This window comes from Edwardsiella piscicida, assembly GCF_001896205.1.
GTDB lineage: Bacteria > Pseudomonadota > Gammaproteobacteria > Enterobacterales > Enterobacteriaceae > Edwardsiella > Edwardsiella piscicida.
In genome coordinates this window covers 2,642,535-2,655,118 of the sequence record NZ_MPNU01000001.1, presented here as the reverse complement: position 1 = coordinate 2,655,118, position 12,584 = coordinate 2,642,535, and the positions used below count along the sequence as shown (strand labels likewise).

The window sequence follows — 12,584 nt, the reverse complement described above, 5'->3', positions numbered from 1 at the left end:
ATGGTGATCGGGCCGGTGCGTCTGCTGGCCAAAAGCGGCGGCAAGTCCGGGGATTTTCACGCGGGGGAGGGACAATGATTCAGGTACGCTTTTTTGCCCAGGTGCGCGAGCTGACCGGCTGCGCCGAGTTGGCCTGCGAGCCCTGTCGGGATGTCGAGACGCTGCGCGCCACGCTGGCGCAGCGCGGCGATAAATGGGCGTTGGCGCTGGAGACGGGCAAGCTGCTGGCCGCCGTGAATCAGACCATGGTGTCCTTCGACCATCCGCTGCAGGAGGGTGACGAGGTGGCCTTTTTCCCACCGGTGACCGGAGGCTGATATGCAGGATACTCAGATCGTCGTCAGCGCCGCCCCCTTTTCCGTTGCCGAACAGTATCAGTGGCTGGCGCAGCGGGATGAGGACGGGGCGGTGGTGACCTTTAGCGGCAAGGTGCGTAACCATAATCTGGGCGATGACGTCAGCGCGCTGACCCTGGAGCACTATCCGGGCATGACGGAGAAGGCGCTGGCGGAGATCGTCACGCTGGCGCGCGGCCGCTGGCCGCTGGGGCGCGTCGCGGTGTATCACCGCGTCGGGCCGATGTTTCCCGGCGAGGAGATCGTCTTTGTCGGGGTGACCAGCGCGCACCGCGGCATGGCCTTTGCGGCGGCGGAGTTCATCATGGACTACCTGAAGACCCGCGCCCCCTTCTGGAAGCGGGAGACCTCTGAGGGGACCGACCGCTGGGTCGATGCCCGCGACAGCGATCGCCAGGCGGCCGAGCGCTGGTAGCGCCGATACGCAGCGAATGCCGCCGACGTGGATTTCCCGTCGGCGCTAGCCTATAACTGTTGTGATTATCCGTGGATAAAAGGAGTCGAGATCATGGCAGTCATCGTTATTGTGTATCACAGCGGCTATGGACACACCGCGCGCGCGGCAGAGGCCGTGGCGCAGGGGGCCCGCGCCGCCGCCGGCGCGCAGGTCAGCCTGCTGCCCATCGACAGCGAGGGCAATCTCCCCGAGCAGGGGTGGGAGCAGCTGGCGGGCGCGGATGCTATCATCATGGGCTCGCCGACCTATATGGGCGGTCCCTCCTGGCAGTTCAAAAAATTCGCCGACGCCTCATCCAAGCCCTGGTTCAGCCAGATCTGGAAGGATAAGCTGTTTGCCGGCTTCACCAATTCGGCCAGCATGAACGGCGATAAGCTCTCCACCCTCGATTATCTGTTTCACCTCTCTCAGCAGCACGGCGGGCTGTGGGTCGGCATGGGGATGCTGCCGTCCAACAGCAAGGCGGCTCAGCGTAATGACCTCAACTACATCGCCGGGTTCTCCGGCCTGATGACCGTGTCACCCTCCGACGCCAGCCCAGATGAGGCCCCGCTGCCGGGCGATCTGGAGACGGCGCGCCGCTTCGGTGCGCGGGTCGCCGCGGTGGCCCTGCGCTGGCGTACACCGGCGTAAGCTTCGCGGTACGCCGGCGCTGCGATGCGTCGGCGTGTGGCATAATTGTTTGAGCGAGATCGCATTTTTTTATGTTAGGCTTAAGTGAGTGACATCGCACTCATCCGCCCGCGGTGTCTATGGCCCGCGGGCACGTTTTTTTTCGCATTATGAAGGGTCATTCCATGGATCGTTATCCACGTACAAACGGCACCCTGGCAGCGCGCGCAGGCAGCGGTATTCAGGCCTATATGGCCCAGGTGTATGGCTGGATGTGCTGCGGTCTGCTGCTGACGGCGCTGGTTGCCTGGTATGCCGCTCGGACACCGGCGGTGCTTAATCTGATCTTCGCTAACAAGATGGTCTTTTTTGGGCTGATCATCGTTCAGCTGGGGGTGGTGTTCGTCCTGTCTGGGATGGTCAACCGCCTGAGCGGCGCCGCCGCGACCTCGCTGTTTATGCTCTACTCCCTGTTGACCGGGCTGACGCTGTCGAGCATTTTCATCGTCTATACCTACAGCTCCATCGCCAGCACCTTCGTGGTGAGCGCCGGGATGTTCGGCGCCATGAGCCTGTATGGCTATACCACCAAGCGCGATCTGAGCGGCATGGGGTCGATGCTGTTTATGGCCCTGATCGGCCTGGTGCTGGCCTCGCTGGTCAACATCTGGCTGAAGAGCAGCGCGCTGACCTGGATCGTGACCTACGCCGGGGTGCTGATTTTCGTCGGGCTGACCGCCTATGACACGCAGAAGCTGAGAGTGATGGGCGAACAGCTCTCCGCCGACGATCGCGATGGTTTCCGCCGCTATGCGATCATGGGCGCGCTGACGCTGTATCTGGACTTTATCAACCTGTTCCTGATGCTGCTGCGTATCTTCGGCGATCGCCGCTAGTTCTACGCTATCGATGCGTTAAATCCAGTGAATCATACCGGCCCTTTGCGGCCGGTATGGCTTTTTGTGCCATGATACCCCCCGCGTCCTGCCTGATAGGCTGACTTGACTATACTTATAGCCTCTCTGAGTAAAGTCGAGGCTGTCATGAAACCCAAAGTAGAAACGTACAGCGCCGCCGCCGGCGGTTGGGGAGCGGTGAAGGCCGTAGCGGATGCGCTGCGTCACCAGATGGATCTGCGCCGTGAGGCGATCGCGCTGTTTGACATGAATAAGCCGGACGGCTTTGACTGCCCGGGATGCGCCTGGCCCGATCCCAAGCACAGCGCCTCGTTCGACGCCTGTGAAAACGGGGCGAAGGCATTGGCCTGGGAGGCTACCGCGAAGCGGGTGGACGCCGACTTTTTTGCCGCCCATCGGGTGCAGACGCTGCTGAGCTGGGGCGATCACGAACTGGAGGCGGCTGGCCGACTGACCCTACCGCTGAAGTATGATGCCGCCAGCGACCATTACCAGCCGCTGAGCTGGCAGCAGGCGTTCGAGGAGATCGGCGCCCGTCTGCAAGGCTATCGCGACCCGAATCAGGTCGAGTTCTATACCTCGGGCCGCACCTCCAACGAGGCGGCCTTCCTCTATCAGCTGTTCGCCCGCGAGTACGGCAGCAACAACTTTCCCGACTGCTCCAATATGTGCCATGAGCCGACCAGCGTCGGACTGGCGGCCAGCATCGGCGTGGGGAAAGGCACCGTCCTGCTGGAGGACTTTGAACAGTGCGATCTGGTGATTTGCATCGGCCACAACCCCGGCACCAACCATCCACGGATGCTGACCTCGCTGCGCGCGCTGGTGAAGCGCGGGGCGAAGATGATCGCCATCAACCCGTTACAGGAGCGCGGGCTGGAGCGTTTTACCGCGCCGCAGAACCCGCTGGAGATGCTGACCAATCACGAGACATCGCTGGCCAGCGCCTACTATCATGTGCGTATCGGCGGCGATACCGCGCTGCTGAAAGGGATGATGCGCCTGCTGATCGAACGCGATGAGGCGGCGCGGGCCGCCGGACAGCCGCCGCTGCTGGACGATGCCTTTATCGCCGAGCACACCTGCGGCTATGCCGCGCTGCGCAGCGAGGTGCTCAACACCCGCTGGCAGGATATCGAACGGATCTCCGGCCTGAGTCAGGCCCAGCTGGCCGAGCTGACGGACGCCTACGCGGCCGCCGAGCGCACCATTATCTGCTATGGCATGGGGATCACCCAGCACCAGCACGGCACCCAAAACGTACAGCAGCTGGTGAACCTGCTGCTGCTGAAGGGGAATATCGGGCGTCCGGGCGCCGGTATCTGCCCGCTGCGCGGCCATTCGAATGTGCAGGGCGATCGCACCGTCGGCATCACTGAAAAACCGTCGGCCGAGTTTCTGGCGCGACTGGGTGCCTACTTTGGCTTTACCCCGCCGGCGGCCCCCGGCCATGCGGCGGTGGCCAGTATGCAGGCTATCTGCGACGGCAGCGCGCGGGCGCTTATCTGCCTGGGGGGGAACTTTGCCCTGGCGATGCCGGACAGGCAGGCGAGCGCCGAGCCGCTCACTCAGCTGGATCTGGTAGTGCACATCGCGACCAAGCTGAACCGTTCGCATCTGTTGACTGCGCGCCACAGCTATATTCTGCCGGTGCCGGTGCTGGGGCGCAGCGAGATCGATATGCAGCAGAGTGGGGCGCAGGCGATTACCGTGGAGGACTCCATGTCGATGGTACACGCCTCCCGCGGGGTTCTGACGCCCGCCAGCGCCCAGCTGCTGTCGGAGTGTGCGGTGGTGGCCGGGATCGCCCGGGCGGCGCTGCCGCACAGCGTCGTGGCGTGGGAGGCGCTGATCGCCGACTACGACCGCATTCGCGACGCCATCGAGGCCGTTCTCCCTGCGTTTGCCGATGTGAATCAGCGCATTCGCCAGCCCGGCGGCTTCCACCTGGTCAACGCGGCGGCCGAGCGGCGCTGGCTGACGTCGTCGGGCAAGGCCAACTTTATTCCCTGCGCGGGGCTGCTGGAGGACCCCGAATCGGCCTTCAACAGCGAGCTGGTGCTGGCGACGGTACGCAGTCACGATCAGTACAACACCACGCTGTATGGCATGGACGATCGCTATCGCGGGGTGTTTGGTCAGCGTGACGTGGTGTTTATCAGCGCGGCACAGGCGCAGCGCTGCGGGGTCGGCGACGGGGAGCGGGTCAACCTGATTGCCCTGACGCCGGACGGCAAGCGCAGCGGGCGTCGCATGGATGCGCTGCGGGTGGTGATTTACCCGATGGCCGATCGCTCGCTGGTGACCTATTTTCCGGAGTCAAACCATATGCTGACGCTGGACAATCACGATCCGGCCAGCGGTATTCCCGCCTACAAGAGCATTCCGGTGGTGCTGGAGCGGGCGGGGTAGGGCGGACGCACGGTGAGCCGGGCGCCGGCGCCCTAGAGATCGATCTCGATGTCCTGTTGCACGATGCAGCAGCAGGGCAGGATCTCGTCCGGCTGCAGAAAGGCCAGCGGCGCCTGACGGTAGCTGACTCGCCCGCGCAGCAGGCGGCAGCGGCAGGCGCCGCAGAAGCCGGAGCGACACTGGTATTCGACCGCGACCTGCTGCTGCTCTAGGGTATCGAGCAGCGTCCGATCGGGGCGGTGCTCCAGCTGACGCGCGCTGCGCGCCAGCCGGATACGGTAGCGCGGGGCGTCCGGACTTGCCGTCGCCGCGGCGGCGGCTTTAGCGGTGCGCGTCATCAGAGCTGGAAGTCGCTCAGATCGTCGGCGTTGACCTCGGCGTCGATCTGGCCGACCAGATAGGAGCTGACCTCAACCTCCTGCGGGGCCACCTGGACGTTGTCGGAGACCAGCCAGGCGTTGATCCACGGGATCGGGTTGGAGCGGGTCTCAAACGGCAGCGACAGCCCGACAGCCTGCATGCGGATGTTGGTGATGTACTCCACGTACTGGCACAGAATATCCCGGTTGAGGCCGATCATCGAGCCGTCGCGGAACAGATAACCGGCCCACTCCTTCTCCTGCTGGGCGGCCTGTACGAACAGGTCGTAGCACTGATCTTCGCATTCGGCGGCGATCTCGGCCATTTCCGGGTCATCCTGCCCGGAGCGCATTAGGTTCAGGATATGCTGGGTGCCGGTCAGGTGCAGGGCCTCGTCGCGGGCGATTAGGCGGATGATCTTGGCGTTGCCCTCCATCAGCTCGCGTTCGGCGAAGGCAAACGAGCAGGCGAAGCTGACATAGAAACGGATCGCCTCCAGCGCGTTCACGCTCATCAGACACAGGTAGAGCTTTTTCTTCAGCTCACGCAGGCTGACGGTCACCGGCTTGCCATTGATCTGGTGCGTCCCTTCCCCCAGCAGGTGGTAGTAGCCGGTGCTTTCGATCAGATCGTCATAATAGGCGGAGATGTCGCGTGCGCGCTTGAGGATCTCCTCATTGCTGACGATATCATCGAACACCAGCGCCGGATCGGTGACGATATTGCGGATGATATGGGTGTAGGAGCGAGAGTGGATGGTCTCGGAGAAGGACCAGGTCTCGACCCACGTCTCCAGCTCCGGAATGGAGATCAGCGGCAGCAGGGCGACGTTGGGGCTGCGGCCCTGAATGGAGTCCAGCAGGGTCTGGTACTTCAGGTTGCTGATAAAGATATGCTTTTCGTGATCGGGCAGCGCCTGATAGTCGATGCGATCGCGCGAGACATCCACCTCTTCTGGGCGCCAGAAGAAGGAGAGCTGCTTTTCGATCAGCTTTTCAAAGATTTCATGCTTCTGTTGATCATAGCGGGCAACGTTAACCGGCTGACCAAAGAACATCGGTTCGAGCAGTTGGTCGTTTTTTTTCTGAGAGAAGATGGTGTAGGCCATGACCCTAATCCTGTTGTGCCCCGCCGGCGCGGGGCGTCAAAAATAACGCGTGGATGCGGCGTCCCGCGCCGGGGACGCCGTGCAGCGGGGGCGGTTAAATCTTGCAGGCGCCGCTTTCGCAGCCGTCGTCCTGCGCGCTCCCCAGATCTTCCTGCATATCCTCCGCACCGTCGCGGGTGTTTTGATAATAGAGGGTTTTCACCCCCAGTTTATACGCCGTCAGCAGATCTTTTAACAGCTGCTTCATCGGCACTTTCCCGGACGGGAAGCGTGACGGATCGTAGTTGGTGTTGGCGGAGATCGACTGATCGATAAACTTCTGCATCAGGCCGACCAGCTGCAGATAGCCATCGTTGCCCGGCATGGCCCACAGCAGCTCGTAGGCATCCTTCAGGCGCTCATACTCCGGCACCACCTGGCGCAGAATACCGTCTTTGGAGGCCTTGATGCTGATATAGCCGCGCGGCGGCTCGATGCCGTTGGTGGCGTTGGAGATCTGCGATGAGGTCTCCGACGGCATCAGGGATGACAGGGTCGAGTTACGCAGCCCGTCGCGGACGATCTCGGCGCGCAGGGTTTCCCAATCATAGTGCAGCGGCTCGCTACAGATGGCGTCGAGATCCTTCTTATAGCTGTCGATGGGCAGGATCCCCTGTGCATAGGTGGTCTCGTTGAACCACGGGCAGGCGCCCTGCTCCTGCGCCAGGCGGTGGGAGGCCTTCAGCAGGTAGTACTGGATCGCCTCAAAGGTGCGGTGGGTCAGCGCGTTGGCGCTGCCATCGGAGTAGCGCACCCCGTTTTTAGCCAGATAGTAGGCGAAGTTGATCACCCCGATGCCCAGGGTGCGGCGCCCCATCGCGCCGCGGCGGGCGGCGGGGATCGGGTAGTCCTGGTAGTCGAGCAGGGCATCCAGCGCGCGGACCGCCAGGGTGGCCAGCTCCTCCAGGTCATCCAGCGAGTCGATGGCGCCCAGGTTGAAGGCCGACAGGGTGCACAGGGCTATCTCGCCGGTTTCATCGTTGACATCTTCCAGCGGCTTGGTCGGCAGCGCGATCTCCAGGCACAGGTTGGACTGGCGCACCGGTGCGACCTGGGGGTCAAACGGGCTGTGGGTATTGCAGTGGTCGACGTTCTGGATGTAGATACGCCCGGTGGAGGCGCGCTCCTGCATCATCAGCGAGAACAGCTCGACCGCCTTGATCTTACGCTGGCGGATGCGGCTGTCCTGCTCGTACTGCACATACAGGCGCTCGAACTGGTTCTGATCGGCGAAGAAGGCGTCGTACAGCCCCGGCACGTCGGAGGGGCTGAACAGGGTGATCTCGCCGCCCTGGATCAGACGCTGGTACATCAGGCGGTTGAGCTGCACGCCGTAGTCCATGTGGCGAACGCGGTTATCTTCGACCCCGCGGTTGTTCTTCAGCACCAGCAGGCTCTCTACCTCCAGGTGCCACAGCGGGTAAAACAGGGTCGCCGCGCCGCCGCGTACGCCGCCCTGAGAGCAGGATTTGACCGCGGTCTGGAAGTGTTTGTAGAACGGGATGCAGCCGGTGTGGAATGCCTCGCCGCCGCGGATCGGGCTGCCCAGCGCGCGCAGGCGCCCGGCGTTGATGCCGATCCCGGCGCGCTGGGAGACATACTTCACAATGGCGCTGGAGGTGGCGTTGATCGAGTCCAGGCTGTCGCCGCACTCGATCAGCACGCAGGAGCTGAACTGACGCGTCGGGGTGCGCACTCCGGACATGATCGGCGTCGGCAGGGAGATCTTAAAGGTCGATACCGCATCGTAGAAGCGTTTGATGTAGTCCAGCCGGGTCTCGCGCGGGTAGTGGGAGAACAGGCAGGCGGCCACCAGCATATAGAGGAACTGGGCGCTCTCATAGATTTCACCGCTGACGCGGTTCTGCACCAGGTATTTTCCCTCCAGCTGCTTCACCGCGGCATAGGAGAAGTTCATGTCGCGCCAGTGGTCGAGAAAGCCATCCATCTGCTCGAATTCGTCGCGGCTGAAGTCGGTCAGCAGGTGAGCGTCATATTTGCCCATCTCCACCAGGCGTACGACGTGGTCATACAGCTTGGGCGGCTCGAACTGGCCATAGGCCTTCTTACGCAGGTGGAAGATCGCCAGGCGCGCGGCCATGTACTGGTAGTCCGGGGTTTCACGGGAGATCAGATCGGCGGCGGCCTTGATGATGGTTTCATGGATGTCCGCCGTGCGGATGCCGTCATAAAACTGGATGTGGGAACGCAGCTCAACCTGGGAGACGGAGACGTTTTGCAGCCCTTCCGCCGCCCAGTCGAGAACTCGGTGGATTTTGTCGAGATTGATGCGTTCTTTGCTTCCGTCGCGTTTGGTGACGAGCAGACTCTGATTCATAGGATACGTTCCTGTCCGTGTGAGCCCCGCTGGACGTGCGTTAGCGCCGCTGACGCTAGTGGCGTCGGAGCGACGATAACACAATATATAGGGGGTGAATGACGATGTGGCAACAAGATAGTGTTGTTGTCCGCGTTTTGCAAGTGAACAAAATGGCGCGTGCTTGTGGATAAGTTGGGGGTGAAATGTTACGTAGCGGACGGTAGGCGGCGTCCGCTCTGGCGCTGTCCGCGAGGGGATAACATGAGGGTCGCTTTTAAAAAAATTGATCGTTTGCCGTTTTATTATTCGTTACGGAAACCGGCAATCTTGATCTGGCTCGGAATGGGTTAAAACGTCACCGCCGCGGGTAAAAAGGCGGCGGTGACGACGACGCGCGCTACTCCGCCTCGCGGCAGGCGTGCAGTAGATAGTTGACGTCGACCCCCTGGCCCAGGGTGAAGCGATCGCGCAGCGGGTTATAGTGCATGCCGCAGAGATGGCGCACCGTCAGCGGGGCGCTGTCCAGCCAGCCCATCAGCTCGGCGGGGCGGATAAACTTGCGCGGGTCATGGGTGCCCTTGGGCACCATTTTCAGCAGGTACTCGGCGCCCAGCACCATCAGCAGCCAGGCCTTGGGGTTTCGGTTGATGGTCGAAAAGAACACCTGTCCGCCGGGTTTGACCAGGCGGGCGCAGGCCAGTACCACGGAGCGGGGATCCGGCACATGCTCCAGCATCTCCATGCAGGTGACCACGTCATACTGTGCGTCGGCGCGTTCGGCGTGCTGTTCGACCGTCTCCTGCAGATAGTTGACCGTGACGCCGCTCTCCAGGGCGTGTAGGCGTGCCACCTGCAGCGGCTCCGCGCCCATATCCAGCCCGGTGACCTCGGCGCCGGCCTGCGCCATGCTTTCCGCCAGAATGCCGCCGCCGCAGCCGACGTCGAGCACCCGCTTGGCGAACAGGCCGTCGGCGCGCTGCAGGATATAGTCCAGGCGCAGGGGATTGATGCGGTGCAGCGGTTTGAATTCGCCCTCGGGATCCCACCAGCGTGAGGCGACGGCTTCAAACTTGGCAATTTCCTGCAGATCAACGTTTTGTGACACCTCTGACTCCTTTAATCCAGCGCGGCGGCGCGCGCAAAAAAAGACCCTCTGAGGCGATTATACCCGTTGTTCCGCGATGGCAAAGGGGCAGTCGGCGCTAACGCTACGATGGCGCTGTGCATTTCGCACAACCCCGGCCTTTGTGGTATCATTATCGTCTTTGTCATCGTGTATGCGCCTGGTTCTACTCGATGTATTGAGGGTAGCGGCAGATGAATAATTAGTAGAGGGATAGCAGCTCCATGAGCGACCTTGCCAGAGAGATTACGCCGGTCAATATCGAAGAAGAGTTGAAAAACTCATATCTGGATTACGCCATGTCCGTTATCGTCGGTCGTGCGCTGCCGGATGTTCGGGATGGCCTGAAGCCGGTACACCGTCGCGTCCTGTTTGCGATGAACGTACTGGGCAATGACTGGAACAAACCATACAAAAAATCGGCCCGTGTGGTTGGTGACGTTATCGGTAAATATCACCCACACGGTGACAGCGCGGTTTATGACACTATCGTGCGTATGGCGCAGCCGTTCTCCCTGCGCTATATGCTGGTCGACGGCCAGGGTAACTTTGGCTCCATCGACGGCGACTCCGCGGCGGCGATGCGTTACACCGAAGTGCGCATGGCGAAGATTGCTCATGAGCTGTTGGCCGATCTGGACAAAGAGACGGTGGACTATGTGCCCAACTACGACGGCACTGAACAGATCCCCGACGTCCTGCCGACCAAGGTGCCCAACCTGCTGGTCAACGGCTCTGCCGGTATCGCGGTGGGGATGGCGACCAACATTCCTCCCCATAACCTGACCGAGGTGATCAACGGCTGCCTGGCCTATATCGATGATGAGAACATCACCATCGAAGGGCTGATGGAGCATATCCCGGGGCCGGACTTCCCGACGGCGGCGATCATCAACGGGCGCCGCGGCATTGAAGAGGCTTACCGTACTGGGCGCGGCAAGATCTACGTGCGCGCGCGCGCCGAGATCGAGGTTGACGATAAAAATGGCCGCGAAACCATCGTGGTGCATGAGATCCCCTATCAGGTCAACAAGGCGCGTCTGATCGAGAAAATCGCCGAGCTGGTGAAAGAGAAGCGCGTCGAGGGCATCAGCGCCCTGCGCGATGAGTCCGATAAGGACGGGATGCGCATCGTTATCGAAGTCAAGCGCGACGCGGTGGGCGAGGTGGTGCTGAATAACCTCTACACCCAGACGCAGATGCAGGTCTCCTTCGGTATCAACATGGTGGCGCTGCACCAGGGACAGCCGAAGCTGCTGACCCTGAAAGAGTGCCTGGAAGCCTTTGTGCGCCACCGCCGTGAGGTAGTGACCCGCCGCACCATCTTTGAACTGCGCAAAGCGCGCGAGCGTGCCCACATATTGGAAGGCCTGGCCATTGCGCTGGTCAACATCGATCCGATCATTGAGCTGATCCGCCGTGCGCCGACGCCCGCCGAGGCCAAGGCTGCGCTGGTTTCCCAAGCCTGGGCGCTGGGCAACGTGGCGGCGATGCTGGCACGCGCCGGCGACGACGCCGCGCGTCCGGAGTGGCTGGAGCCGCAGTATGGCATTCGCGACGGCCATTATCACCTGACGGAGCAGCAGGCGCAGGCGATCCTGGATCTGCGTCTGCAGAAGCTGACCGGCCTGGAGCACGAGAAGCTGCTGGATGAGTACAAGGCGCTGTTAGAGCAGATCGCCGCGCTGATCTTCATCCTGCAGAGCCCGGAGCGCCTGATGGAGGTGATCCGCGAAGAGCTGATCGCCATCCGCGAGCAGTTTGGCGATGCGCGCCGCACCGAGATCACCGCCAACACGGCGGATATCAATATCGAAGATCTGATCGAGCAGGAAGACGTCGTGGTGACCCTGTCGCATCAGGGCTACGTGAAGTACCAGCCGCTGAGCGACTATGAGGCTCAGCGTCGCGGCGGTAAGGGTAAGTCCGCCGCGCGAATTAAAGAAGAGGACTTTATCGATCGGCTGCTGGTGGCCAATACCCACGACACGATCCTGTGCTTCTCCAGCCGGGGCCGCATGTACTGGATGAAGGTGTATCAGCTGCCGGAGGCCAGCCGCGGTGCCCGCGGTCGTCCGATCATCAACCTGCTGCCGCTGGAGGCCGACGAGCGCATCACCGCTATCCTGCCGGTGCGTGAGTACGCCGAAGGGGTCAACGTGTTTATGGCGACCGCCAGCGGTACGGTGAAGAAGACGGCGCTGACCGAGTTCAGCCGTCCGCGCGCCGCCGGGATTATCGCCGTGAACCTCAACGACGGCGATGAGCTGATCGGGGTCGATCTGACCGATGGCAACGACGAGGTGATGCTGTTCTCCGCCGCCGGTAAAGTGGTGCGCTTCAAGGAGGACGCGGTGCGTGCCATGGGGCGTACCGCGACCGGGGTGCGAGGCATCAAGCTGGCCGGAGACGATCGCGTGGTATCGCTGATCGTACCGCACGGCGAAGGCGCTATCCTGACCGTGACCCAGAACGGCTACGGCAAACGCAGCGGCGTGGCCGAGTATCCGACCAAGTCACGCGCGACCCAGGGGGTTATCTCCATCAAGGTGACCGAGCGTAACGGCAGCGTCGTCGGCGCGGTGCAGGTCGAGGACTGCGACCAGATCATGATGATCACCGATGCCGGTACCCTGGTGCGCACCCGCGTATCCGAGGTCAGCATCGTCGGGCGTAATACGCAGGGGGTTATCCTGATCCGTACCGCTGAAGACGAGCACGTGGTGGGGCTGCAGCGGGTCGTCGAGCCGGTTGACGACGAAGATCTGGACAGCATCGACGGCAGCGCCGCGGAGGGTGACGATGAGATCGTGCCGGAAGTGGAGAGCGATGACGATGCCGCCGAGGACGACGCGGAATAAGCGTTGACGCAGGCGTCAC

The 12,584-nt window shown here is 62.2% G+C and carries 10 protein-coding genes and 1 pseudogene; 7 read left to right on the top strand and 4 right to left on the bottom strand.

Annotated elements, in window-relative coordinates; genetic code table 11:
• The 6 genes and pseudogenes from moaC to ydeP form a co-directional block, all read left to right on the top strand.
• A pseudogene (gene moaC, locus BRD58_RS18245) lies at window positions 1-78 on the top strand (cyclic pyranopterin monophosphate synthase MoaC); the annotation flags it as partial.
• Window positions 75-317 (top strand): molybdopterin synthase sulfur carrier subunit, encoded by a 243-nt coding sequence (moaD, locus tag BRD58_RS18060; protein ID WP_012849175.1) that lies wholly within the window; start codon window positions 75-77, stop codon window positions 315-317. The pseudogene moaC and the gene moaD, both read left to right, overlap by 4 nt.
• Window position 318: 1 nt before the next feature.
• Complete coding sequence (moaE, locus tag BRD58_RS12125; RefSeq protein ID WP_012849174.1) at window positions 319-771, top strand: molybdopterin synthase catalytic subunit MoaE; 453 nt, start codon at window positions 319-321, stop codon at window positions 769-771.
• Between the two features lie 93 nt (window positions 772-864).
• Window positions 865-1,446, top strand: coding sequence for a flavodoxin family protein (locus BRD58_RS12120; RefSeq protein ID WP_015461901.1), 582 nt, complete (start codon window positions 865-867; stop codon window positions 1,444-1,446).
• Window positions 1,447-1,610: 164 nt separating this feature from the next.
• Entirely contained in the window at window positions 1,611-2,321 is a 711-nt protein-coding gene (locus BRD58_RS12115) for a Bax inhibitor-1/YccA family protein (RefSeq protein WP_012849172.1), read from the top strand.
• A 147-nt stretch (window positions 2,322-2,468) separates the two neighbouring features.
• Window positions 2,469-4,754, top strand: a complete 2,286-nt coding sequence (gene ydeP / locus BRD58_RS12110; protein ID WP_073383133.1) for an acid resistance putative oxidoreductase YdeP — start codon at window positions 2,469-2,471, stop codon at window positions 4,752-4,754.
• A gap of 32 nt (window positions 4,755-4,786) precedes the next feature.
• Here the strand turns inward: ydeP and yfaE are convergent, their stop codons facing one another.
• The 4 genes from yfaE to ubiG all read right to left on the bottom strand — a co-directional run bounded on the left by yfaE (window position 4,787) and on the right by ubiG (window position 9,686).
• Window positions 4,787-5,092, bottom strand: a complete 306-nt coding sequence (gene yfaE / locus BRD58_RS12105) for a class I ribonucleotide reductase maintenance protein YfaE (RefSeq protein WP_012849170.1) — start codon at window positions 5,090-5,092, stop codon at window positions 4,787-4,789.
• Entirely contained in the window at window positions 5,092-6,222 is a 1,131-nt protein-coding gene (gene nrdB / locus BRD58_RS12100) for a class Ia ribonucleoside-diphosphate reductase subunit beta (RefSeq protein WP_015461898.1), read from the bottom strand. The genes yfaE and nrdB overlap by 1 nt, the downstream gene beginning before the upstream one ends.
• Window positions 6,223-6,316: 94 nt before the next feature.
• Complete coding sequence (nrdA, locus tag BRD58_RS12095) at window positions 6,317-8,599, bottom strand: class 1a ribonucleoside-diphosphate reductase subunit alpha (RefSeq protein WP_015461897.1); 2,283 nt, start codon at window positions 8,597-8,599, stop codon at window positions 6,317-6,319.
• A 379-nt stretch (window positions 8,600-8,978) separates the two neighbouring features.
• A complete protein-coding gene (gene ubiG, locus BRD58_RS12090; RefSeq protein ID WP_015461896.1) occupies window positions 8,979-9,686 on the bottom strand; it encodes a bifunctional 2-polyprenyl-6-hydroxyphenol methylase/3-demethylubiquinol 3-O-methyltransferase UbiG in 708 nt (235 codons plus the stop codon).
• A 242-nt stretch (window positions 9,687-9,928) separates the two neighbouring features.
• Here ubiG and gyrA point away from each other — a divergent pair, with 242 nt between their 5' ends.
• Window positions 9,929-12,565, top strand: a complete 2,637-nt coding sequence (gyrA, locus tag BRD58_RS12085; protein WP_069578922.1) for a DNA topoisomerase (ATP-hydrolyzing) subunit A — start codon at window positions 9,929-9,931, stop codon at window positions 12,563-12,565.
• Window positions 12,566-12,584: the final 19 nt, after the last annotated feature.